This window comes from Xanthomonas sp. NCPPB 2864 (genome assembly GCF_056675615.1).
This window is the reverse complement of record NZ_JBWWVS010000008.1, coordinates 44373-67346: the sequence shown is the minus strand read 5'-3', so window position 1 is coordinate 67346 and position 22974 is coordinate 44373. Positions and strand designations below refer to the sequence as shown.

Below are 22974 nucleotides of genomic sequence, written 5' to 3'. Positions count from 1 at the left end.
GCAGTCACAACCGGCGAGCGCTGGTCGGCTTGCTGCCCACGCCAGGCGGTAGGCGCAGTGTACGAGCGCGGCCGACCGATCCCGTCTCCCGGCCGCGCCCGCCGCGTGGCCGCACGATCGCATGGCCCGCCGTTCAAGGCGCCGACGCAGACCTCGCCCAGGTCGCCAGCCCGTCCAGCACCAGCGCGGCGCGGAAGCTGGCATCGGGCAATAACGGCAGCAGTGGCGGCGCGCCGCCCCCGTGCACCAGCAGCCGCACCGGTACGCCCAGACTACGTTGCGCGTGCTGCAGGCTGCGCTCGATCAGCGCCACCGCCGCGCCATCGCAGCCGGAGGTCAGCGCATCGTCGGTGTCGTCGGCCAGCTCGACATAGGTCCCGCCACTGGCCGGCAACTGCACCGCGCGCGCATGCAGCGCCTCGCGCATGGTGGTCGGCGAGGCGGCGATACGGCCGCCGTGGTGCTGCCCGTCGGCGCCGAGCACATCGATGGTCAGCGCGGTGCCCACGCCGGCCACCAGCACCGGTGCGTCGCCGCGTGCGCCCAGCAGCGCCAGGAAGCGATCGACCCCGAAGCGGCCCGGGTCTGCGTAGGCGATGCGGATGCCGGCGCACTCGGCCGCGGTCCGCACGATGCGCACCTGTTCGAAACGCTCGCGCAGGCAGCCGAGCATGCGCTGCGTCAACGCCGGCGCAGCCACGCTGGCCACATGCGCGATGCGTCCGGTGGGCAAGGCCGACAACGCGGCCGCATCCATCGCCTCGGCACCGTGCGGCCAGGCCTGCACGTCGCCGGCGCGGTCGCCCTGCAGCGGTGCGTACTTGAACCGCGAATTTCCCAGGTCGAACAACCACTCGCTCATGCAGGTCTCACGCTCACTTCTCCGGAGTGGAACAGCCGTACCGTCTCGCCCAGTTGCACCCGCAACGCGCCGTCGGCTGCCAGGCCAAGCGCAATGCCGTGATGCCGGGTGCCGGCCTCCTCGACCTGCACCGCGCGGCCGCTCAGGACGTCCAGGTCCGCATAGCGGCCCAGGAACGGGGCCAGCCCCTGCGCCTCGAACAGCTCCAGCGCCGGCAGCAGCGCCGACAACACTGCGGCCACCACGGTATCGCGCGACACCGCGTGGCCGGCCAGCGTATCCAGATCCACCCACGGTTGGTCGATCGCAGCGGCCGCTGCCGCGGGCATATGCACGTTCAAACCCAACCCGATCACCGCGCGCGCGTTGCCGGCCATTTCGCCGCCGCCTTCGATCAGCAGGCCGCCCAGCTTGCGCTCGCGCGCCAGCAGATCGTTGGGCCACTTCAACCCGACATCGGCAAAGCCACAACCGCGCAGGGCCTCGGCCACCGCCACGCCCACGGCCAGGCTGAGCCCGGCCAGCTGGCCCAATCCGCCGCTGAAACGGCGCGAGGCCGACAGATAGATGTGCGCACCCAGTGGCGAGGTCCATTGACGCCCACGCCGGCCGCGCCCGCCGGTCTGCCGCTCGGCCAGCAGCACCGCCACGCCCTGCGCCGGCGCCGGGCGCGCCAGCAAGCTGGTATTGGTGGATTCCAGCGTCCAGGCGATCTCCAGCGCCGCCAGGCCTGCCAGCGCATCGGCCGCCATCGCCGCACGAATGCGCGCGTCGTCCAGCAGGTCCAGCGGCGCCGCCAGTCGGTAGCCGTCCCCGGCCCGCCCTTCGATCTCGACCCCGGCCGCGCGCAGGTTCTGAATCCGCTTCCACACCGCCGCACGGGTCAACCCGGCATCGCGCGCCAACGCATCGCCGGATAGCCGGCCGCTCGCAAGTTTGGCCAGCAAGGCGCGGTCATCCACGGCAAGTCCCCAAATCGATCCGCGAAAGTATGCGCCAAGCGTCCGCACCCGCCCAGCCTGGCTTGCGTGAGGGAGTGAAAAGCACGTTATGATCGGCGACTCACGCCGCTTGCCCTGGATGTGGACGATGCGCCGAATCACGGTTTGCCTGCTCCTGTTGTTGGCTCCGCTTGCCGCACTGGCATCGGACCAGCTGGCCGATGGCGATCATGAGAGCTGCGTCAGCAGCAACTCGGCGGCACGCGGCAGAACTCCCAACGGCGAGCCGGCAACCCCGGCACGTGCTCCCGCGCACAAGCCCGCGCCGGCCACCGGCGGTGGTGGTGGCGACGGCGACGGACTGTTCCCCCGTATGCGCACGATGCCGCGCTGGCATAGCTTCCTGCCGGGCATGTTCCGCTGATCCAGTGGTTGTTGCGCCGGCTGCGCCGGCCGCCGGCCGATATTCCCGATGCCTTATGGCTGCCGGTCAGCCGCCGCTGCGCCTGGGTCGCTGCGCTCGATCCGCCCCGCCAGCACCGTCTGCGTGTACTGACCGCGCAGTTCCTGCGGCAAAAAACCATTTCCCCGCTCGACGGGCTGCAGCTGCAACCGCACGATCACGTTCTGCTGGCAGCCACCTGCTGCCTGCCATTGCTGAACATCGGCGCGGCCGGCTGGCGTGGCTGGTCGCAGCTGATCGTTTACCCGGACGCATTTCGCGTGCAACGCACGCATGTGGATGCGGCCGGAGTGATGCATGCCTGGGACGACACCCTGATTGGCGAGGCCTGGGAGCAAGGGCCGCTGATCGTCAGCTGGGCCGACGTACAGGCCGACCTGGACGACCCGCAGGCCGGCTTCAACGTGATCGTGCATGAGATGGCGCACAAGCTCGATGCACTCGATGGCGCGCTCGACGGCACCCCGCCGCTGCCGCGCGCTGCACAGCGTGCCTGGGCACGCGATTTCCAGCGCGCCTTCGATACGTTTTGCCAACGCGTCGATGCGGGCGAAGACACCGAGATCGACCCGTATGCCGCCGAGGCACCGGAAGAATTCTTCGCGGTCGTAAGCGAATACCACTTCTCCGCGCCACAGCTGCTGGCGCGCCTCATGCCGGATGTCGCTGCACAGCTGACGCGTTTTTATGGGCCGTCGCCGTTTGCGGCGTCAGCGCAGCGCTGATGGTGCGGTGGCATGCCTGCATGCGTTGGGCTGTCGTCGTGCAATGCTGTCGCGCGCATCAATCGCACGCGTTTCAAGCGACTGAGCACACCAATGCGCGATGTCGCACGCGGCTACACGCGGACGGATCGACATCGCTCGCGCATTGCCAGGCACTCACACCAACCCAAGATCGCGCGGCCTGGCACCGGGAAACACCCGTTCCAGCTGCGCAGGCGACAATCCCCACAACCGGTTCAGTACACCGCCGAACAGGCTGCGGTAATTGGTGAGCACCGGATAATCGCGGTTCTGCAGCAGCTGCGCCTGCGCAACTTCTACCTGCTCGCCGGCGATCCGGCCGCCACGCACGCTGCCACCCAGCACCCAATAGGTGGTGCCGTGCCCGTGATCGGTGCCCCTGCTGCCGTTCTCGCGGAAGGTGCGGCCAAACTCGGACAGCACCACCACCACGGTGTCCTTCCATGCCGGCCCGAGGGCGTCGGCGTACGCCGCCAGCCCTTCGCCCAGATTGCGCAGATTGTTCGCCAGGCCGCCTTCGACACTGCCCTGATTGGCGTGCGTGTCCCAACCGCCGACATCGACAAAGCCCAGGCGATAACGCTCGCGCATCAGGCTTGCCATGCGCCGGGTTTCGTCGGCGAAGGTGCGCGCACTGGCGGCGCCGCGACCGGCCTGCTCCATCTCTTCGCGCAGCTGCGCGGTGACCTGCTGACGCAGTGCCAGTCCCTCGCGCGCAGCGACCGCCAGCGGGGTTGCGTCGTACATCTGCGACAGGATCTGTGCCTGACGCACATCCAGACCGCCCTTGCCGATGCCCCGCAACGACACGTTGGGCAAATCCCCGCCGCCCTGGAAGGTCAGCGGCAAGGAATCGGTGAAGGCAATCGCCGGCACTCCGCTGAGCACACCCGACAGGCGCGCCATGAAGCCGGAACGATAATCGCGGCGCTGCCGGCCGGCCTGACCGGATTCGATATCGTCCTGGGTTTCGAAGTGACTGCGCGACAGATCGTCGGTACCGGCAAACGGCACGAACGCCAGTTGCCGGCGTTGCCACAGCGGCAGCAGCGCATCGCGCATCACCGGGTTGAGACCCCATTGCGTATCCAGCGCAACGGCACTGTTCGGGTTGGCCGCATCCGGCCGCGCGATCGCCAGGGTCGGACGCACCTGATAATAAAAATCGCTGGCATGCGGTACCAGCAGATTATTGCTGTCGTAGCCGCCGCGCAGGAACACCACCAGCATGCGCGCACTGTCGCGTGGCGCAGCGAACAGGCGACCGCTCCAGGGCAGACTTCCGGCCGCTGCAGAGGCAAGCAGAAATTGACGTCGTTGCATGGCGCGCTCCCGTGGCAGTGATCGCTGGTCGAACATTGAACAGCGGGTTTGAATCGGCAACCGTCGAATCGGCAACTCTCGAATCAGCGAAAGTTGAAGTCAGGCGATGACAGCAGGAATCCGTTCCATTCCGCAGGCGAACGCGCCTGCGCCAAGGCATCGCGCGTGCCGCTGGAGAGCGACGGCGCCACCCAGCGATACGATGGGCGCATGTCGATCTGCGTCAGCGCCGGCAGTGGCGTGTCGTTATCGCCATCGAAGCGGAACAGTTGCTTGGGTCCGCTACCCAGCGAACGTGCCACCTCGAAGCGTCGCGCCAGTTGCCCGGAGCTGGTCCATGCCTGCGATTGCAGCGACCAGCCATCGGGGGTGATGCGCCCGAACAGCGGCTCGCCGAGTTGCTGCAGCCAGCTCGCCATCGGCGCGGCATTGACCACCGGCTGGCCTTCGTACGTCAGCCGCATGGCCGAAACCACGAACCGATTCGGATCCTTGAACTTGCGTGGTTGCGCCTGCGCAAATTCCGGTGCGTCCAGCATGGCCTGCATCACCTTGGCGATGTCGCCATCGCTGCGTTGAAACGTGTTCGCCATGCGCTCGACCAGCGCGGCCGGCGGCTTGTCGCTGACAAAGTACTCGGCCAAGCGCTGCGAAATGAAATGCGCGCATGCCGGCTGCCGCACCAACAGCTGCACCGCCCGCTCGATCTCATCCAGACCACCCGCGGCGATGCGCTGGCCCAGCAAGGTCTTGTCGCCGGGTTGATGGCGCGCAGGATTGAATTCGAACAGCCCCTTGCGCACCACCTGCGGTTGCCCCGGCACGGCAGTCGGCAAGGGCGGAGCGCCCTCGGCCTTGACCGGCACCAGGCCGGCGCCGGTCAGTATCAGCGCCAGTTGCTGCACATCCTGCTGGCTGTAACCGCCATGCACGCCCAGCGTGTGCAGTTCCATCAGTTCGCGCGCGTAATTTTCGTTGACCTTGCCCTTGGCGTTCTTGGCGTTGTCCAGATATTCCAGCATCGCCGGACTTTCCAGCGTCGCCATCACCAGGTCGGCGAACTTGCCGGTGGCATGCGGGCGGATCGCGTTTTCCATGTAATCGGCCACCATCCATTTCACCCGCCCCTTGTCGGCGTACACGCTGAAATGATTGAGCCAGAACCACACCAGCTGCTCGCGCGTCTGCTCCGGCGCATACACCGCACGCAACAGCTGCGCCTGGCGCGCCTGGGTCAGCATCTGCCCGCCACGCGCCTGCCATGCCTTGCGCAACGCGGTCTTTTCCTCACCATCGGGCATGTCTTGCAGGCGGATCTTGTCGGCCTCGTACTGCGTGAGCAATGTCAGCAAAGGCGTGTGCAGCGCATCGAAGTGCTGCAGCTGTGCACGGATCGGCGCTGGCAACGCCGCATCGTCGCTGGCCTGCAACAGCGACCTGCCATAGCGCTTGGGGCCGAGCCGCTGCAGTTGCGCGGCGCTGTCGGCATCCACGCCGTAGGTCGCACGCTGCAGCCAGCGCGTCTGCGCCGGCGTCAGTGCTGAATTGGCAGCACTGCACGACATCGCCAAAGCGCAGCCCGCCAACAGCCATGCCAGCTGCCATCGGTGATGGCGGGGCGCGCCTGCTGGACGTGCGCTCAGCCAGCGTGTCTGTGCATTGCGCTCGAACATGCAGCTCTCCATCGCAACGGCCTGAAACGGGCCCAGTATGGTCAAGCCAACGCGCGGGGCGTTAAACGGTTGTCGGAGTGCGCTGCAGCGTTGACCACGGGTTCATTCCGCGCCCCACACCGGTCACAGTCCCGGCGGCAGGGTCACGTCGAAGCGGGCGCCGCCCAGTTCCTGCGAGCGCACCACCTGCAGCTCGCCGCGGTAGGCCTTGATCAGATCCTGCACGATTGACATGCCGATACCATGGCCTTGCACGCGCTCATCGCCACGCACGCCACGCTGCAGGATCTTGGCCACGTCTTCCGGCGCGATGCCGGGGCCGTCGTCTTCCACCGACAAGATCAATCCGGCGCGACGGCTACCAGTGGTGGGACCAGGCTGTGCGGTCAGCAGCACGCGGCTACGCGCCCACTTGAAGCCGTTTTCCAGCAGGTTGCCCAGCAGTTCCTGCAGATCGCCCGGCTCGCCATGAAAGCGCGCGTCGGGCGAAATATCGAATTCGCACAACACGCCCTTGACCGAATAGACCTTCTCCAGCCCGCGCACGATCTCCTCGGCGGTCGACTCGATCGGCAGCGGTGCGGCGAACAGCTTATGCCCGCTGGAGGCCGCGCGAGCGAGCTGGTAGGACACCAGATCGTTCATGCGGCGCAACTGCACATCCATTTCCTCGTGCAGGTCGCGCTCGGACTGGCCGCTATCGAGCTGGGTGCGCAACACCGCGATCGGCGTCTTGAGGCTGTGCGCGAGATCGGCCAACGTATTGCGCTGGCGGTCCAGATTGTCGCGCTCGCTCTCAATGAAAGCGTTGATGCTTTCGGTCAGCGGCTCCAGTTCGCGCGGATGCTGCTCGCTCATGCGCTGGATCTCGCCGCGCTGCACCTTGGTCAACTCGTTGATGACCCGCCGCAGCGGACGCAGGCTCCACTGCAGGATGAAGGCCTGCAGCACCAGCAGCACCACACCGGCACTGCCGAGGTAGAACCACACCGCGCCACGGAACACGCGCAGCTGCGCGCCCATCGAGCGCGCATCTTCCATCACGTAGATGGTGTATGGAATCTCGCCGCCGTGTTCGCGCTCGACGTAACTCACGCCCAGGCCGTAGCGGTACAACTGGCCCACGCTGCCGTCGATCTGGGTCATCTCCAGCGGGCCGATGAATTCTTCCTGGCGCGGCTCGAGCATGCGCCCGTGCGGAATGTTCGGGCCTTCGGCCGACATCGAGGTCCAGCTTTCGTCCGGGCGCACGACTTCTACGTACAGCCCGCCGCCGGGCACATCGAAACGTGGATCCGGCGGCTGGCCGCCGATGTACAGCGAGCCGTCGCGGACGAAATCGATATTGGCGGCATACGCAGAGGCGTAGTTCTTCAGCCGCTCGCGCAGATTCTTTTCGGCGGTGTCGGCGAACGCCACATCCAGCGCGTAACCCGCCAGCGCCAGGAAGGCCACCAGACTGAGGCTGGCGGCCAGCAGCTGGCGGGCCTGCAGCGAGCGCGGCCGCCAGCGTCTATACCACTTGGAGCGGCCCGGCACCTGATCTTCCTGCTTGCCGATGCGCGGACTCAGCCTTCGGTACGCGGAATGGCGAAACGATAGCCGCGACCGCGTACGGTCTCGATCGGCTTGAGCTCACCATCGGGATCGAGCTTCTTGCGCAGGCGGCCGATGAACACTTCCAGCACGTTCGAATCGCGATCGAAATCCTGCTGGTAGATGTGCTCGGTCAGATCGGCCTTGGAGACCAGTTCGCCGGCATGCATCATCAGGTATTCGAGCACCTTGTACTCGTAACTGGTCAGGTCCACGTTGGCGCCATTGACGCTGACCGTCTGCGCGGCCAGATCCAGCGCGACCGGGCCGCATTCCAGCGTCGGCTTGCTCCAGCCCGCCGCGCGCCGCAGCAGCGCATTGACGCGCGCCAGCAGCTCCTCAACATGGAACGGCTTGACCAGGTAATCGTCGGCACCCTGCTTGAGGCCCTCGACCTTGTCCTGCCAGCTCGAACGCGCGGTCAGGATCAGCACCGGGAATTTCTTGCCTTCGTCGCGCAGCGCCTTGATCAGCTCCATGCCCGACATCTTGGGCAGGCCGAGGTCGATGATGCCGACATCGAACGGGACTTCGCGGCCCATGTACAGGCCTTCTTCGCCGTCTTGTGCAGCGTCGACAGCAAAGCCCTCACGCTTCAGGCGCGCGGCAAGGGTCTCGCGCAGCGGAGCTTCGTCTTCGACCAAAAGGATACGCATGCACTCTCCCTAGTTACGTTGTCGGCCAATGGCCGGGGAATTTATGAGACTGAACGCAGAACTATCTACGTCTAGTGGTTATCGTCGCGTGGTGGCGCATCCGGCGGCGCCTGGCTGCGCGGCGGCGCGGCCTGCATCTGCTCCGACTCGTACACGGTATGCACGCGGCCGTCCTTCATGTACTTGACGCGGTTGAGATTGCCCCCGTCGAACGGCACGCGTTCGGCGCTCAGGATCTGTCCACCGGTGGACCGCTGCACCTGTCGGATGGTGTCCGAGAGCGTGCGCCCGTTACCGCGCGCGGAAGGCGGCAATGGATCGCGTCCCGCGTGCGACATCGGATATGCCTGCCCCCACGCCAATGGCGCTGCCATGGCTAGCCCGAGGGCAACCAGGACGACATAGCAAGCGCGGCGGGAGGGCTGGGTCACAATGAATCCTAGCGGGTTGTTCAGGAACATTCAAAATTCGTGAAACCGGCCACCGGTGACAGCATGGTCGAGCCCGAGAATGGTCCAAATTCTTGATTTTTCGCGGTGAATCCCATCTGAACTTTTTAGCTTTGTGTTAACGCTGTTCAGTGAAATGAATATCTGGACGCCTGGAACGGCACTTTTCTGGAACTCTTGCCCGTGCCCGGCAGTTGGCATCCCGGTCAGATGCAGACAGCGGAAATGCCTGTTCAGGTAATGCAAGCGGCAGGCCAGTTCAGGCCACCACGCGCCAGCCCTGGGTGTCGGTCCGCTGCAAGGCCTGCTCGACCAGCTCCCAGCCGGCACCTGGCCGGTGTGCGCCCTCGCTCAGGACCTGCCGGAACGCGCGTCCGCCCGGCTGGCCATGGAACAACCCCAACACGTGTCGGGTCATGTGTTTCAAGGCCAGGCCTTGCTCCAGTTGGGACTCGACGTAGGGCCGCAAGGCGCGCAGCAATTGGTCGCGCGGCTGTTCCGCACGATGCGTCAGGGCTGCATCCAGGCGATGCAGTACGTAGGGGTCGTGGTAGGCGGCGCGGCCGAGCATGACGCCGTCGGTCTGGTGCAGATGCTCCATCGCGGTCTCCACCGCCGCGATGCCGCCATTGAGCACCACTGGCAGCGCGGGGCGCTCCTGCTTGAGGCGATACGCCCAGTCGTAACGCAGCGGCGGCACTTCGCGGTTTTCCTTGGGCGACAGGCCCTTGAGCCACGCGTTGCGGGCATGCACCACCACCATGGCGGCACCGGCTGCGACCACCTGATCGACGAAGCTGGCGAACACGGCGTAGTCGTCATCGTCGTCCACGCCGAGGCGGCACTTGACCGTGATCGGCAGCGTGGTCGCCGCACACATGGCGGCAACACAGTCGGCCACCAGGCCCGGCTCGCGCATCAGGCAGGCACCGAAGCGCCCGGCCTGCACGCGATCGGACGGGCAGCCGCAATTGAGGTTGATCTCGTCGTAGCCCCACTCCTGCGCGATCGCCGCCGCCTGCGCAAGCAGCGCCGGCTCGCTGCCGCCCAGTTGCAGCGCCAGCGGGTGTTCGACCGGATCGAACCCGATCAGGCGCGTGCGATCGCCATGGATCACCGCATTGGCGTGCACCATCTCGGTGTACAGACGTGCCGAGGGTGCCAGCAGGCGATGGAAGACCCGGCAATGGCGGTCGGTCCAATCCATCATCGGGGCGACGGACAGGCGCAGGGAGGCGGCGTAGCGATCGGCGGAAGCGGTCATCGACATGTGGCCGCAGCAGGCAGCCATCGGAATGCGGAGCAGGATCAACAGCTTACACGGGTGTCGATGAATCTGCCGCAGCGCGGCATGGCATCCTGCGAGGCCGACCTGCCGGAGCCCGCTGATCGATCGCCGGTTCACTGCGCCATGTGATTGACCCATAGGGGCTGGCGAAGGTCGGCATGCCGCGCGTTGATGGAACCCGCTGGCGGCGCGCCTGGGCGTCCGGTATCGCGGCTATCGCTGCCATCGAAAGAGACGAACGACACCGTGCCGGCGCTGCTGTCGTTGCCCTCGCACGCCAAGTGCGCGCGTTATCGGGCGGCATCGCTGCAGGATGCGCAGTGCCTGGGCGTTCGCCCATGTCGAGCGAACGCGGTGCATCGTCAATGACGAGCGGAGCTTGTGTCGTCCAGTGCTGGCGTCGTGCACTGCGCCTGGACAGGATCTGCAGTTACGGGTTGCGGAAGCCCACACGCTCTTCGGCGCTCAACGGCTTGCCGAGCGCATGGTACGAGGCAACCAGGGTGATCAGGGCGGTGCCCAGCACGGTGTAGAAGCTCCACGACGTGGCCAGCACGTGTACCTGACCGAACACCAGCGCGACCACGGCGGTGGCGGTGCACAGCACCATCGCCAGCAGGGACATCAGGAAAGGGATGGAGGGATCGAGCTTCATGGTCCGGGGGTTCCAGTGTGCGATAGCGGAAGCATCGGCGTTCGCAGCGCTTTCTTGAACTGTTTTTTGCGATTTTTCCGAACAAATTTCAGGCAAGTCAGCGCGCACTCAGACTTATGTCAAACCCTTGGCGCACAAAGGTTTCCATGTCAGGGGACTCCTGACGCAGTGGCACAAAAATCACCACCGCCGCCAAAGATCCAACGCGCCTGCGGCGGAAAACCGGCGGAGGCGGTGGCTGCGTTTTCCAGCGGGTCGTGGAGGCAAATCGAGCAGGTCGGCGAGCCACTGGCCGACCCGGGAGCGACGACTCACTGCGCTCGGTGCACAGTGATTGACCTCCGAACCTGGCTGAGGCGGTGGTTGCGCCTCTCGGCAGGTGATGAAGGCAGATTGAGTAAGTCACCGCGCGGCCAGTCGATCCAAGAGCGAGCATGCGGTGCGCTCGGTACGCAACGGCTACCTCCCGAACCACGTCGGTGGTCATAACTGAGCGGGTGTCGCCAGTACGCACCGGTGGCGTCAGCACGCGCGATGGAGTGCTGCAGGCGAGGCCGTCGAGGCTCCGGGTATCGAGGTGCAGGACTCGGGCGATACCAATCAGCGACTCATCCGACGGCCACCGGGATGGAGCTGCCGTCGCAACCACCTACAGCGCTTCGAAGACGGCCGAGCGCTATGCGTGCAATCCACCCGGCTGCGGGCTGCAGGCGACTGGCCTGTGCATCAGGTGCATCGTGGTACGGCACGCTGCAGCACGCATCGCCGTCGGCTCACGTCGGTATCGGCCGCATGGCGCCGGTGCGAACCTGCTGACGCCTGGCGTCACGCATACCTGCCCCGCCACGCATGACAGGCGCGCTCAGCGCGCCGGGGTCGTCGCAAACTCGCCGCGCTGCAGCTTGGTCACATCGTTGCCCTGCCCATCCTTGAGGCTGAGGTCTGCGCCCTTGGCGGCCAGATCCTTGAGCACGTCGGTGCGCTGGAACAGCGCTGCGTACATCGCGGCGGTCTGACCGGCATTGTTGCGCTGGTCCGGCGCGCAGTCGGCCTGCATCAGCCGCTTGGCGATGCCCAGCTCGCCCTTGAAGATCGCGCCCATCAGCGCGGTGTTGCCGCGCTTGTCCTGCGCGCAGGGGTCGGCACCGGCGCTGAGCAGTTGCTCCACTGCCGGGCGCTGGCCGTGATAGGCCGCCAGGATCAGGGCGGTGTAGCCCTTCTCGTCACGGGTATTGAGGTCGTAGTGCGAGCGGATGAACTCGGCCAGCATGTCCTGCCGCCCTTCGCGTGCCGCGTCGAAGAAGTACTCGCGCAACTGCAGCTTGATCTGCGCCGGGTCGGCGGCGGCAGCGGTGGCGCTGGCGGACATCGGCGCGGGCGAGGCAGCATTGGCAGCTGCAGACAGGGTGCCAAGCATCAGAAACAGCAGGGTGCGCATATGGCTCTCCCGATAGCGAAAACGGCACCGCGGCACAGGCCGCGATGCCGTGGGTGGGTCAGTCCTGCAGGCTGGAGGCCAGCTGCTTGACCCGGGCCAGGTCGCCCTTGGCGACACGCGTCACGCCAGCGCCGTACTCGGGGTCGGCTTTGTACAGGAACGACAGCAGGAGATGCTTGCTCTCGGTGTCGGTGGTGGCCAGCGACTCGCCAAAACTCTGCACCAGATCGGCGCGATCCTTCTTGCTGTAGGACCGATACAACTCACCGGCCTGCTTGAAGTTCTGCTCGCGGGTGATCTTGGCCTGCTGGGTGGTGCCCGACAGCGGCAACGCGCTGTAACGCGCAGCGGTGTCCTGCGGCCGCGGCTCCAGCCGGCTCGGCTCGTAGTTCACGCCGCTGGTGGTGTGGCCGTTATTGCCTTCGCCATCCTGGTTGCCGTTGTTGACGGCCACACGCGGACGGTTGACCGGCAGGTTCAGGCCATTGGCACCGATGCGATACAGCTGGGTGTCGGCGTAGGAGAAGATGCGCCCCTGCAGCAGACGGTCTTCCGACGGCTCGATGCCCGGCACCAGGTTGGCCGGCGCCATCGCGACCTGCTCGGTTTCCTGGAAGAAGTTGTCGACGTTCTTGTTCAACACCATCTGGCCGACCTTCTGCTCCGGCACGTCGGGCCAGATCTTGGTGGCGTCCAGCGGATCGAAATCGAACTTGGCCAGATCTTCCGGCTTGAGCACCTGTACGTACAGGTCCCACTTCGGGAAGTCGCCCTTCTTGATCGCACCGACCAGATCGTTGGTCAGGTGGCTGTAGTCCTTGGCCTGGACGGCAGCGACCTGCTTGGGGTCGAGGTTCTTGATGCCCTGCAGCGTCTTCCAGTGGAACTTGACGTAATGCACTTCGCCCTGCGCATTGACCAGCTTGTAGGCATGCACGCCGTTGCCATCCATGAAGCGATAGCCGGCGGGGGTGCCTTCGTTGGAGTACAGCAGGGTCAGCGTGCGTGTAGCCTCGGGCACGTGCGAGAAGAAATCGAAGCGGCGCGAATCGTCGTCCAGATTGGTGCGCGGGTCCGGCTTGAACGCGTGGACCATGTCGGGGAACTTGATCGCATCGCGGATGAAGAAGGTCGGGAAGTTGTTGCCGACCAGATCCCAGTTGCCTTCGCTGGTGTAGAACTTGGTGGCGAAGCCATGCGGGTCGCGCAAGGTTTCCGGCGAGTGGTTGCCGTGCACCACCGAGGAAAAACGCACGAAGACCGGGGTCTTTTCGCCGGCGCTGAATACCTTGGCCTTGGTCAGGCTGGACAGATCGGCGGTGGCGGTGAACTCGCCTTTGACGCCGGTGCCGCGTGCATGCACCACGCGCTCGGGGATGCGCTCGCGATCGAAACGCTGCAGCTTCTGGATCAGCTGCACATCCTGCAGCAGGGTCGGGCCATCGGCTCCGGCGGTCTGCGAATTCTGGTTGTCACCGACCTTGGCGCCGTTGTCGCGGGTCAGGACGGATTGGGCGAAGACCGGCGGTGCGATCAGCGTCGGGGCTAGCAGGGCTAGCACCATGAGGGATCCAGGGCGCATGGCGTCAGCTCGTTTGAGGGAGCTGAATCATGGCCAGCGGACCGAAGCGTGAGAAGTCGTTAGTTATGATCGCTGCGATAGGCGAACATGATGATGACTGCGTTGCGTGATAAGCATCGCTTTCGATGTGGCATCGTGTTGCAGATAACAGCGCTTTCCTGGGCGGCGCTGCGTTATCGATGTCTGCAATGCATGACGAAACTGCCGAATGCGATGCACCGATGCTGCAATGCAACGCTGGCGCTTGAAGTGTTATTCAATGCCTCACTTTAGCCGGCTCACGAAGCAGACGTGGCTCCGACACACGCTCAGGCGGCGTGCGCACGGCATCTGGGCACTTGTAACGAACCAAATGTCTTCCCTGGCATGGTCACCGTGTCCGCTAACTGCATCCCGTCTGGGGACAGCGTGAACTGTGCAGTTGACAGCCACGTCTCGCCCTCACCCGAGAGCTCGACGATCAACGCAATCTCCGCATCTCCCCGAACCACAACCGCCTTGATTGGGCCGTCACTCTCCCAGTAGGTGATATGCCCAGGCGCAATGCGCAGCATCAAATCGTCTGCGTCCGACCCGCAAGGCTCGGCCCTCCCAGCCCACTGACCAACAAAGCGATCCGGCACCGTGGTCATGCCACTGCCTGCATGCGCCAAGAGCATCAGGAACAGTTCCAAGGCATAAAAACGAGTGCTCATGGCTCCCCTTGGCGGGCCAGTAAGTTGGGCGGGCAGGTGTGGTGCAGCAGCAGTGTAGTGTTGATACGCGCGCAACGGGTGACTTATTCACCCGTTGCGCGCTTTGTCGCTGCACGGCACGCGCAATGCCAATATCAGCGCCCGATCACCCGCTTGAACGGTGGCAACGCGTCGATGATGCGTTTGCCGTAGCGACGTGTCAGCAGGCGCGAGTCGAGGATGATCACGCGGCCGTGGTCGCTGGAACTGCGGATCAAGCGGCCCGCGAACTGCGTGAGCGTGCGCAGCGCGTGCGGAATGGCGATCAGGTTGAAGGCGTTATGGCCGCGACTTTCCAGCCATTCACTCAGGGTCGAGGTCTGCGGGTCGGTCGGCACCGCGAACGGCACCTGGGTGATGACCACCGTGGTGCAGGCATCGCCGGGCAGATCCAGGCCTTCGCCAAAGGAATTCAGGCCAAACAGCACCGAGCCCTCGCCGGCGGCGATACGGCGCAAGTGTTCGGTGATCAGCTGCGACTTGTTGCCCTCGCCCTGCACCAATACGCGGTTGCGCTGCGCCAGCGGCATCAGGTCGGCGACCTTTTCCATCTTCCAGCGCGAGGTGAACAGCACGATGCTGCCCTTGGCGGTCCAGTCGAGTTCGCGCACCAGGTAACGCGCAACTTCCTTCGGGTGGCCTTCGCGATCGTCTGGGGTGACCGGGAAATTGGGCACGATCAATTCGGCCTGATTGGGCAGGTCGAACGGTGAGGCCAGCGAGGCCATTTCGGCGTGATCGGGCAGGCCGTTGTCGATCGCGAACGCTTGGAAATCGCCGCCGCCGGTGAGTGTGGCCGAGGTCATCACCACCGAATCCACTTCGTTCCAGATCATCGTGCGCAGCACCTGCGCGGCCGACACCGGCGAGCAATGGCAGATCAGATCGCCGTCGCGCGAGAGGGTGATCCAGCGCGCCATCGGCGGCTGGCCTTCCTTGTCTTCGCGCCGCCAGCCGCTCCACAGATTGTGTTGCTGTTCGGCCATCTCCAGGGCCAGGCCGAGGCTGCGCTGCAGGCGTTCGCGCGCCGAGTCGTCCTGCTTGCCCTTGGCGATCGCGCTGTGCGCGGCATGCACCCAGTTGAACAACGCGCGGGTTTCTTCGCCGAGTTCTTCGATGGCCGGGCCCCATTGCGGCGGCAGCTTGCCGTTGGCCGCACGCCACAAGGGATCGCGCTCGCCGGGCTCGGGCTTCCACACGCGCTCGACCTCGGCGTGGAAGGCCTTGAGCAGCTTGGACACGCGCGCGGCCACCTCGATGGCCTCGTTGGGCAACAGGTTGCCGATCTTGTCCTTGTCCACCGCGCGGTAGGCGGCGGCGATGAGGATCTGCAGCCGGCCGGTGCGCTTGGCCATCTCGTCCAATGGCAGGCTGGCGGCGCCCTGGTCGATCGCCACGCCGGCGATGTGATGGCCTTCGTCGAGCACCAGCAGCATGTCGGCGGGCGGGGCGATCAAGGGCTGGCCATTCTCGGCATCGCCCAGCGACAGCGACGACAGCAGCAATGCATGGTTGGTGACCACGATCTGCGCTTCGCGCACGTCGGTGCGCGCCTTCAGCACCGGGCATTGCGCGGCGTAGCTGCAGCGGCGGCCGGCACAGCCGGAGGCCGGCGTGGTGATGCGCAGGCGCAGCGGCACCGAGACCTGCTCGGGCGCATCGTCCAGATCGCCGTTCCAGCTGCGCTCGGCGTAGGCCGTGGCCAGGCGCTTGGCCAGATCCGCGTCGGCCGGGCTGAGCGGGCGATCGTAGAGCACCTGTTCGTCGTCGAACATGCCTTCCTGGCTGGTCTCGCCCTGCAGCTCGGCGGCGTTGCGCGTGCACAGGTAGCGGGTGCGGCCCTTGGCCAGTGCGACCGTGGCTTCCAGCCCGGTGGCCTTGAGGAAGGCCGGGATGTCGCGCTCCACCAACTGCGACTGCAGCGCCACGGTGCCGGTGCTGATCACCAGCTTCTTCTTGGTGGCCAGGGCGATCGGCACGCCGGCAGTGAGATAGCCCAGGCTCTTGCCGACGCCGGTGGGGGCCTCGGCAATGCCGATGCCGCCGGAGGTGGCCAGCGCGCGCGAGACCAGGCCGATCATCTGGCTCTGCGCCCGCCGTGTGGCAAAGCCGGGCGTGTTGGCCTGCAGCTTGGCGTAGGCCTCGCGGATGCCGGCCTTGATCGGGTCGGTCAGAACGCGCTGGGTGGGAACCGGCGCCGACGGCGCGGCCGGTGGGGCGACTTCATTCATCGCGCTATTTTCGCACGGACCGGCGCAGCGCCTGCGACCGGCGTGGCACTCGGCTGAACGTGTTTGCTGGCGCGGGGCGGCGCCACCGCCATCTTGGTCCCAGGTACGCACGCTGCACGGCCACTGCATGCGTCGGATCCGCTCATCGTCGGCGGGCGCTGGCCGCAAGTTCTGACCCGGAGGGTCGCGCAACGGATGCCGGCCCAATCACCCTGCGCTGCCTGCAACGAGCAGGCAGCGTCGCTCCACGTTGTCAGCGGCCTTGCGTCCGCGGCGGCCATGCATGGCGCGCCCATACCAGCCCGATGACCACCATTGCGACGCCCATCAGCAACATGCCGGCACCCACGCCAGTGGGCCCAAAGCGCTCATACAGCAGGCCGCCGCGATTGACCGCAGCCAGCGCCTGCGGATGCAGCAGCGTCCACCCGCCCTGCCCGGCACTGACCAGCCCGACCACCACCAACGCGATGGCTTTGAGCGGAATCATGGGCGCGGGCCGGCGGCGGGCGGCACGCGTTGCAGGCTGCCTGCCAGCGTCCACACCAGCACGCCGATGCCCACGCCTTGCATCGCCATCAGCACGAAGTGGGCGATGCTGGTCACCATGCTGATCTGACGCACATTGCCTTGCTGCAGCAACAGCATCGGAATCGCCTGGAAGGCAACCTCGGCAAACAAGCAGCCCAGCAGCAACCAGAGCGCGGCCAGCCCGGCACGCCGCAACGGGCTTTGCGAGGCACGCCACAGCAGAACCAGCCCGAGCAGCAACGCGATCAGCATCGGCACGCGCGACAGCAGGCTGGTGACCAGGGTCAGCAGGATATCGGTGGCGGTGACGCTGCCCACCTCAGTCGGCACTGACCAGAAGGGCCTCGCGCGCGCGCAGCGCGGCGTAGACCGGGTCGGTGTCCGGGCGCACGCCGTGCCACAGCGCGAAGCTCTCGGCGGCCTGCTCCACCAGCATGCCCAGGCCATCGACGGCGTAGCGGCATTGCGCCGCGCGTGCCCAGGCCAGGAAGGCGATGGCGGTGGGGCCATAATTGAGATCGACCGCCGCGGTGAGGCTGTTGACCAGGCCCAGCGGCATGGCGAACGCACCGGCGTCGCGATCGCGCCCAGCCGCGGTGGCATTGACGATCAGTTCGAAGTCGCCCAGATCGCGCAGGTCTTCGATGTAGCGCGAGACCACCCGCCCCGGCTCGCCGAGCGCATCGCACAAGGCATCGGCACGCTCGGGCGAGCGGTTCACCACCACCATTTCGGTGATGCCCGCTTCCAGCAGCGCCGGCGCCACGCCGCGCGCGGCACCACCGGCGCCGAGCAGCAGCACACGGCGACCGCGCAGATCCAGCCCGTGGCGGTCGGTGAGGTCACGTACCAGACCGGCGCCATCGGTGTTGTCGCCCTGCCACTGGCCGTCGTTGCGCACCAGCGTGTTGACCGCACCGGCCAGACGCGCGCGATCGCTCAGGCTGGCCGATAACGCACAGGCGGCTTCCTTCAGCGGCAGGGTGACGTTTGCGCCCTTGCCGCCTTCGTCGGCGAAGCGCTCCAGCGCGGCAGCGAACTCTTCCGGCGGTGCGTCGATGGCGGTGTAGTCCAGCGCGATGCCGGTCTGCTTCCCGAAGTCGGCATGGATGGCCGGCGACAGCGAATGGGCGACGGGGTGACCGAACACGGCATAACGGGATACGGGCATGAAACGCTCTCTGGTTGACTAGACTGTGCGCGACTTGAGGCAGGAACCCCGCATGCAACTTCGATGGACACTGCTCGCGCTGGCGGCAAGTTTACTCTGCGTCCCGGTCGCGTCGGGGCTTGCCGAATTCGGCATCGAAGGCATGGGCGTGGTCTCCACGCCGGCCAACGAAGCGCGCGCCACGCTGAGTCCGGACGGGCAACGCATCGTCTGGGCCAGCGACCGCGCCGGCGGCACCGGGGGCTGGGATCTGTGGCAGGCCCGGTTGAACGGCGGGCGCTGGCAGGACGCAGAAGTTCTGCCGATCAACACGGCGCAGGACGAGACCTCCCCGCTGTTCAGTGCCGATGGCCGCTGGCTGCTGTTCGCCTCCAGCCGCCCTGGCGGTGCCGGCGGCGCCGACCTGTATCGCGCGCCGGTGGATGCGCAGGGCCGGATCGGTGCGGTGCAATCGCTGGGCGCGGCGATCAACAGCCGCGGCGACGAGCGCTCCCCGACACTGTCGCTGGACGGCACCCGCCTGCTGTTCGCCAGCAATGGCCACGGTGGCGCAGGCGGCATGGACATGTTCGTGGCGCGCTGGGATGGGCAGGCCTTCATCGCGCCGGTGGCGTTGAGCGATATCGACAGCGCCGACGACGAGCTGGATGCGGCCTGGCTTGGCGATGGACGGGGGCTGGTATGGGCACGCGGCCGGCAAAATGGTCCCAGCCAGTTATTGCTGGCGACCTGCAGCAACGGCCATTACACCGTGGGCCAGGCAGTGCCGCTGTCGTTCAACGGGCCGCAGGAACGCACCTTCGGTGCGGTGGTGGATGCGGCCAAGCCAGGCGAGTTGCTGGTGACCGGCAGTGCGCGCGCACCGCGTGCGGGGCAGCTGGACATCTACCGGATGAAGGCGCCGGCGGTGAAGGGGGATACGAGCTGCCGTTGAGTGTGGGTGGGTGCGCAGACTCTTGCCAGGGGCTGCCTGGGATACGACTTCACGCCAAGCTATTGCAGAGCGGATGATCTGGGTCACGCTGCAGAGCGCTGGTTTGCGGTTTGGCTGTACTAAGGCTCGGCTGCAGGGCTGCTGATCTGAGGCTTGGTCGCAGGGCCCTTGCCCGCCCACCATCGCAGGACACGCCGCAAGTACGTCCTTGTAGGCTCTTACGCGGCATCCATGCCGCGTAAGGTCCCGCGACGGTAGGCGGACAAGGGCCAGCCGGGATGGTCGGTGTGCATGGTCAGAAGCGGGAGCGGCGACCGATGGGTCAGACGCAGCGGTGGTTCCGTGCTCCTTTTGATCTGGCCGACGTGGTCTGATTTCCAAAGCTGCCCGTCGAAAGCGGGCAGCAAGTGGATTGGGCTTGCCCCCTATCGCTAATGGTCATCCACACATGCATGCAAGCGACCAGACCGCTGCGTTAAGTCGTCTCGCTTGAGTCATCCCGCTTGTGCGGTTCCATCAGCGCACGACCGACTTCGCAGGCGTGATGTCCTTACCGGTTCCGGGACCCGTGGCGTCATGGAGCCGCCACGGAGCCTCCATGGACGGATTCACGGCGTGTCCCGGACGTGGTGAGGGCATCGCGTCCTCGACCAACCGGGCTTTTGATTCAAGCATCGGATCGCGCTTAGACGCCGCCATGGTTGGCAGCTAACAAAACCACCGTACACGCTGCAAGGAGGGCGCGGTCGATGCTTGCTAGGACGCAGCATGTCTCCGTCGTTCACCGGGATTTTCCCAAACCGTTCGCACCCGCTTGACGACCGCACGCCACGTTTTACTAGCCGCTCCAACCCAGCGATGTAGTGGCCATGACCGCGCTCAATACACATCGCGCCGATAACGTCCCGCTGCGGTCAGCGACTCCAGCCGCGTCTCGCCCAGCAATTCGCGCAGCGTGGCATCGACCTCACGCGCCATGCTGTCCAGGCTGCCACAGACATGGATCACCGCACCGCGATCGATCCAGTGGCGCAGGGTGTCGCCGGTCTCGCGCAAGTGATGCTGCACGTAGCGCTTGTGCGCCTGGTCGCGCGAGAACACCCGGTCCAGCTGCTGCAGATGGCCACGCGCGTGCCAGGCCTGAAGTTCGTCGGCAAACAGACCATCGTGCGCGGCCTGCCGTTCGCCGAACAGCAGCCAATGTCCGTGCACGCCGGCCAGCTCGGCCTCGCGTAGCAGACTGCGCAAACCGGCGATACCGGTGCCGTTGCCGATCAACACCATCGGCGCCTGTTCGATGCGATGGAATCCGGGATTGGTGCGCAACCGCGCGCGTATCTGCCCACCGATGGGTGCGTGGCAGATCAGCCAGCCCGAACCGAGGCCGGGGCTGCCGTCGGCGCCTGTGGTCAGGCGCACCACCGCGGTCGCAACGCCATCGGCCGGCACGCTGGCCAGCGAGTAATCGCGGGTCGGCAGCCAGGCGCAGGCGTCCAGCCAGGTCTGCGGATCCGGATGCGGCGTGGGCGGGCGCGTGGGCGGCTCCGGCAGCACGCGCTCGGCGACGGCCTGCTGCAGGGGCAGCAATTGCGCATCGACATGCACCAGCGCGTCGGGCGGCAGGCCCCAGGCGGCCAGACACGCACGCACGTGCGTGTAGGCGTGCGCGGGCTGCACTTCGAGAATGTCGCCGGCCTGCCATAGCGTGCCGGGCGGTGGCAGCAGATCGATCTGCCAGATCGGTGCTCCCTCGCTGCCCGGGTTGAGATGCGTACGCGCCGACAACGTCCAGTGCAGCAGCGTCGGGCGTGCCAGCGGCACGGCGGCCACCGGCGCACCGGCAATCTGGGCCAATTGCGCATGCCATTGCGCCAGGGCTTGCGGATCGGTGTTGTCCATCTCCACTGCCGGAAACAACGGCTGCGCGCCCTGCGCCTGCAGCCACTGCTCGATGCGTCGGGAAAACCCGCAGAATTGCGCGTACTGGCGGTCGCCCAGGGCGAGCACGGCATAGGTCAGCTGCGACAGCGTCATGCGCTGACGCAACAGTTCGCGCTCGAAGCTGCGTGCGGTATCCGGCGGCTCGCCATCGCCAAAGGTGCTGACCACGAACAAGGCATGCCGTGTGCCCTGCAGATGCTGCGCGGTGAGCTGTGCCAGCGAGCGCACCTGCACCGGCAGACCGGCCGCCTGCAGATGCCCGGCCGCCTGCCAGGCCAGCCGTTCGGCAAACCCGCTCTGGCTGGCGAACCCGATCAACCACGGCTCGGCCTGCGAGGCCGCCGGGGCACCGTGCAGGACATCGCGCGCGGCACGCAGCGCGCGCTTCTTGCGGCGGCGATCCAGGTACAACATCCAGCCGGTCACGAAGAACACCGACATGCCGACACTGGCCAGCATCACCACGATGCGGCCCGGCAGCCCGAAGAAGCTGCCCGAATGCAGCGGAAACATGCTGACCAGCAACTGCTGCCCGCGCGGCAGCAGTGCATAGTCCTGGCGACGCAGCAACGCACCGCTGCCCGGCTCGATCTCCAGATTGTCGTAGGCGCGATCGTGATCGGGATGGTCGGGCAGGAACCGCACGCTCAGCGGTTGCCCCGCACGCGGCGGGATACGCAGATCCAGTGCCGCGCTGTGTGTGGCCGGGATGGCATCCAGGGTGCGTTGCACGGCTGCAAAATCCACCGTGGCCGGGCGGTGATCGCGCCCGTCGCCACGCATCGCCGGCTCGGTGCCGAGCAAGGCCACCATGCCGTCGCGGTACCAGTTGTAGGACCAGGTCAGCCCGGTCAGCGCCACCAGCAGGTACACCATCAGACACCAGGTGCCGAACACCGCGTGCAGGCTCCACAGAAAACTGCGCCCCTGCCGCCGCCATTCCACTGCCCACCAGGTGCGCAGACTCCACCAGCGTCGCGGCCAACGCAGATACAGGCCGGAAGCGCAGAAGAACAGCAGGATCAGGGTGCTCGCACCGGTCACCGCCTGGCCCCGCTTGCCGGCGGTCAGATGGCGATGCAGGTCCTCGATGAAGGCAAACGCGCCGCTCAGCCGCGGGGCGGCGACCTTGTCGCCGGTATACGGATCGAAATACACCCGGCCGCCGCCCTTGCCGGCCAGGCGTGCATTGGACGGACGCTTACCAGTCGGATCGATCAGCATACGGGTGACCGCCTGTTGCTGATCCAGGTCCAGCCGGCGCAGCAGCACATCCACCGGCAATGGCCGCTCGCCTGCGGCATGCCGCTGTGCCAGCTGCGCGATGGCCGGATTGGCCAACCGCACGATCTCGTTTTCGAAGGACATCAACGCGCCGGTCAGCCCCATCACCGACAGCACCAGCCCGGCCGTGATGCCGAGCAGCCAGTGCAATTGGAACAGGACGGTCTTGAGCACGCGCGAGCAGCCGCAAATAGTGGGCTCGCCATTGTAGATGAGAATCGTTATCGCAGTTTGCGTGGGGTTTTGGAGGCTCGCGCCGTTGACGCAACGCCGTCAGACAGCGACTGCTGTGTCACTCGATCGTTGCAGCAACGCCGGTACTCATTGGTCCGCGGGAAGCAGATTGATCAAGCTGCCTGCGCCACACCTTCCCTCCCCATCCGGAAGGATGGCGCGCGCCGCACGCAGCGCAGGCCGCGAGAGAACGCGGCCTGCGAGATCGTTGGGTTTTCGAATCGAGCCAAGCCTGCAAACGC

At 66.3% G+C, this 22974-nt stretch carries 20 protein-coding genes; 3 read left to right on the top strand and 17 right to left on the bottom strand.

The features are described from left to right. Window positions 1-133 precede the first annotated feature (133 nt). Window positions 134-862 (bottom strand): type III pantothenate kinase, encoded by a 729-nt coding sequence (locus tag AC1KVE_RS16100; protein ID WP_039524746.1) that lies wholly within the window; start codon window positions 860-862, stop codon window positions 134-136. Then, on the bottom strand, window positions 859-1872 hold the full coding sequence (gene birA, locus AC1KVE_RS16095; RefSeq protein WP_327195704.1) for a bifunctional biotin--[acetyl-CoA-carboxylase] ligase/biotin operon repressor BirA: 1014 nt from the start codon (window positions 1870-1872) through the stop codon (window positions 859-861). Before birA ends, AC1KVE_RS16100 begins: the two co-directional genes overlap by 4 nt. A gap of 40 nt (window positions 1873-1912) precedes the next feature. Here birA and AC1KVE_RS16090 point away from each other — a divergent pair, with 40 nt between their 5' ends. Continuing rightward, complete coding sequence (locus AC1KVE_RS16090) at window positions 1913-2227, top strand: hypothetical protein (protein ID WP_024939067.1); 315 nt, start codon at window positions 1913-1915, stop codon at window positions 2225-2227. A gap of 8 nt (window positions 2228-2235) precedes the next feature. Beyond that, entirely contained in the window at window positions 2236-2991 is a 756-nt protein-coding gene (locus tag AC1KVE_RS16085; protein WP_481092599.1) for a M90 family metallopeptidase, read from the top strand. Between the two features lie 156 nt (window positions 2992-3147). On the opposite strand, the gene AC1KVE_RS16080 is transcribed toward AC1KVE_RS16085, so the two are convergent. The 14 genes from AC1KVE_RS16080 to aroE all read right to left on the bottom strand — a co-directional run bounded on the left by AC1KVE_RS16080 (window position 3148) and on the right by aroE (window position 18339). Next, window positions 3148-4335 (bottom strand): DUF1501 domain-containing protein, encoded by a 1188-nt coding sequence (locus AC1KVE_RS16080; protein WP_481092598.1) that lies wholly within the window; start codon window positions 4333-4335, stop codon window positions 3148-3150. Window positions 4336-4418: 83 nt separating this feature from the next. Next, entirely contained in the window at window positions 4419-5900 is a 1482-nt protein-coding gene (locus tag AC1KVE_RS16075; RefSeq protein ID WP_481092597.1) for a DUF1800 domain-containing protein, read from the bottom strand. A gap of 231 nt (window positions 5901-6131) precedes the next feature. Next, the gene (locus tag AC1KVE_RS16070) at window positions 6132-7502 is read right to left on the bottom strand and encodes an ATP-binding protein (protein WP_024939071.1); all 1371 of its coding nucleotides are present in this window, start codon (window positions 7500-7502) and stop codon (window positions 6132-6134) included. A 74-nt stretch (window positions 7503-7576) separates the two neighbouring features. Further along, window positions 7577-8260 carry a response regulator transcription factor gene (locus AC1KVE_RS16065; RefSeq protein WP_002808458.1) on the bottom strand — a complete coding sequence of 228 codons (684 nt, stop codon included), beginning with the start codon at window positions 8258-8260 and terminating at the stop codon, window positions 7577-7579. A 71-nt stretch (window positions 8261-8331) separates the two neighbouring features. Next, on the bottom strand, window positions 8332-8634 hold the full coding sequence (locus AC1KVE_RS16060) for a hypothetical protein (protein WP_054591227.1): 303 nt from the start codon (window positions 8632-8634) through the stop codon (window positions 8332-8334). Between the two features lie 334 nt (window positions 8635-8968). Continuing rightward, window positions 8969-9973 carry a tRNA dihydrouridine(20/20a) synthase DusA gene (dusA, locus tag AC1KVE_RS16055; RefSeq protein WP_065033495.1) on the bottom strand — a complete coding sequence of 335 codons (1005 nt, stop codon included), beginning with the start codon at window positions 9971-9973 and terminating at the stop codon, window positions 8969-8971. 454 nt (window positions 9974-10427) lie between these two features. Further along, entirely contained in the window at window positions 10428-10652 is a 225-nt protein-coding gene (locus AC1KVE_RS16050) for a hypothetical protein (RefSeq protein ID WP_016902784.1), read from the bottom strand. An 862-nt stretch (window positions 10653-11514) separates the two neighbouring features. Beyond that, the gene (locus AC1KVE_RS16045) at window positions 11515-12090 is read right to left on the bottom strand and encodes an ankyrin repeat domain-containing protein (protein ID WP_054591226.1); all 576 of its coding nucleotides are present in this window, start codon (window positions 12088-12090) and stop codon (window positions 11515-11517) included. 58 nt (window positions 12091-12148) lie between these two features. Continuing rightward, a complete protein-coding gene (gene katB / locus AC1KVE_RS16040; RefSeq protein WP_184458412.1) occupies window positions 12149-13654 on the bottom strand; it encodes a catalase KatB in 1506 nt (501 codons plus the stop codon). Between the two features lie 326 nt (window positions 13655-13980). Beyond that, the gene (locus AC1KVE_RS16035) at window positions 13981-14367 is read right to left on the bottom strand and encodes a hypothetical protein (protein WP_184458410.1); all 387 of its coding nucleotides are present in this window, start codon (window positions 14365-14367) and stop codon (window positions 13981-13983) included. Window positions 14368-14501: 134 nt separating this feature from the next. Then, on the bottom strand, window positions 14502-16637 hold the full coding sequence (dinG, locus tag AC1KVE_RS16030; RefSeq protein WP_184578122.1) for an ATP-dependent DNA helicase DinG: 2136 nt from the start codon (window positions 16635-16637) through the stop codon (window positions 14502-14504). 253 nt (window positions 16638-16890) lie between these two features. Further along, window positions 16891-17127, bottom strand: a complete 237-nt coding sequence (locus AC1KVE_RS16025) for a hypothetical protein (protein WP_024939078.1) — start codon at window positions 17125-17127, stop codon at window positions 16891-16893. After that, on the bottom strand, window positions 17124-17498 hold the full coding sequence (locus AC1KVE_RS16020) for a hypothetical protein (RefSeq protein ID WP_016902791.1): 375 nt from the start codon (window positions 17496-17498) through the stop codon (window positions 17124-17126). The genes AC1KVE_RS16025 and AC1KVE_RS16020 overlap by 4 nt, the downstream gene beginning before the upstream one ends. Continuing rightward, window positions 17488-18339: a shikimate dehydrogenase gene (gene aroE, locus AC1KVE_RS16015; RefSeq protein WP_065033449.1), complete on the bottom strand. Its 852-nt coding sequence runs from the start codon at window positions 18337-18339 to the stop codon at window positions 17488-17490. The genes AC1KVE_RS16020 and aroE overlap by 11 nt, the downstream gene beginning before the upstream one ends. A 52-nt stretch (window positions 18340-18391) precedes the next feature. On the opposite strand from aroE, the gene AC1KVE_RS16010 reads away from it, so the two are divergent. Beyond that, on the top strand, window positions 18392-19273 hold the full coding sequence (locus tag AC1KVE_RS16010; protein WP_481092596.1) for a TolB family protein: 882 nt from the start codon (window positions 18392-18394) through the stop codon (window positions 19271-19273). 879 nt (window positions 19274-20152) lie between these two features. Here the strand turns inward: AC1KVE_RS16010 and AC1KVE_RS16005 are convergent. Next, on the bottom strand, window positions 20153-22672 hold the full coding sequence (locus AC1KVE_RS16005; RefSeq protein ID WP_481092595.1) for a PepSY domain-containing protein: 2520 nt from the start codon (window positions 22670-22672) through the stop codon (window positions 20153-20155). Between the last annotated feature and the right edge of the window lie 302 nt (window positions 22673-22974).

Coding starts and splice junctions, on each gene's coding strand:
- AC1KVE_RS16090 (WP_024939067.1), top strand. CDS start 1,913: ATGATCGGCGACTCACGCCGCTTGCCCTGGATGTGGACGATGCGCCGA.
- AC1KVE_RS16010 (WP_481092596.1), top strand. CDS start 18,392: ATGCAACTTCGATGGACACTGCTCGCGCTGGCGGCAAGTTTACTCTGC.
- AC1KVE_RS16080 (WP_481092598.1), bottom strand. CDS start 4,335: ATGCAACGACGTCAATTTCTGCTTGCCTCTGCAGCGGCCGGAAGTCTG.
- dinG (WP_184578122.1), bottom strand. CDS start 16,637: ATGAATGAAGTCGCCCCACCGGCCGCGCCGTCGGCGCCGGTTCCCACC.
- AC1KVE_RS16035 (WP_184458410.1), bottom strand. CDS start 14,367: ATGAGCACTCGTTTTTATGCCTTGGAACTGTTCCTGATGCTCTTGGCG.
- katB (WP_184458412.1), bottom strand. CDS start 13,654: ATGGTGCTAGCCCTGCTAGCCCCGACGCTGATCGCACCGCCGGTCTTC.
- AC1KVE_RS16100 (WP_039524746.1), bottom strand. CDS start 862: ATGAGCGAGTGGTTGTTCGACCTGGGAAATTCGCGGTTCAAGTACGCA.
- AC1KVE_RS16050 (WP_016902784.1), bottom strand. CDS start 10,652: ATGAAGCTCGATCCCTCCATCCCTTTCCTGATGTCCCTGCTGGCGATG.
- dusA (WP_065033495.1), bottom strand. CDS start 9,973: ATGACCGCTTCCGCCGATCGCTACGCCGCCTCCCTGCGCCTGTCCGTC.
- AC1KVE_RS16060 (WP_054591227.1), bottom strand. CDS start 8,634: ATGGCAGCGCCATTGGCGTGGGGGCAGGCATATCCGATGTCGCACGCG.
- AC1KVE_RS16075 (WP_481092597.1), bottom strand. CDS start 5,900: ATGTCGTGCAGTGCTGCCAATTCAGCACTGACGCCGGCGCAGACGCGC.
- aroE (WP_065033449.1), bottom strand. CDS start 18,339: ATGCCCGTATCCCGTTATGCCGTGTTCGGTCACCCCGTCGCCCATTCG.
- AC1KVE_RS16025 (WP_024939078.1), bottom strand. CDS start 17,127: ATGATTCCGCTCAAAGCCATCGCGTTGGTGGTGGTCGGGCTGGTCAGT.
- AC1KVE_RS16045 (WP_054591226.1), bottom strand. CDS start 12,090: ATGCGCACCCTGCTGTTTCTGATGCTTGGCACCCTGTCTGCAGCTGCC.
- AC1KVE_RS16065 (WP_002808458.1), bottom strand. CDS start 8,260: ATGCGTATCCTTTTGGTCGAAGACGAAGCTCCGCTGCGCGAGACCCTT.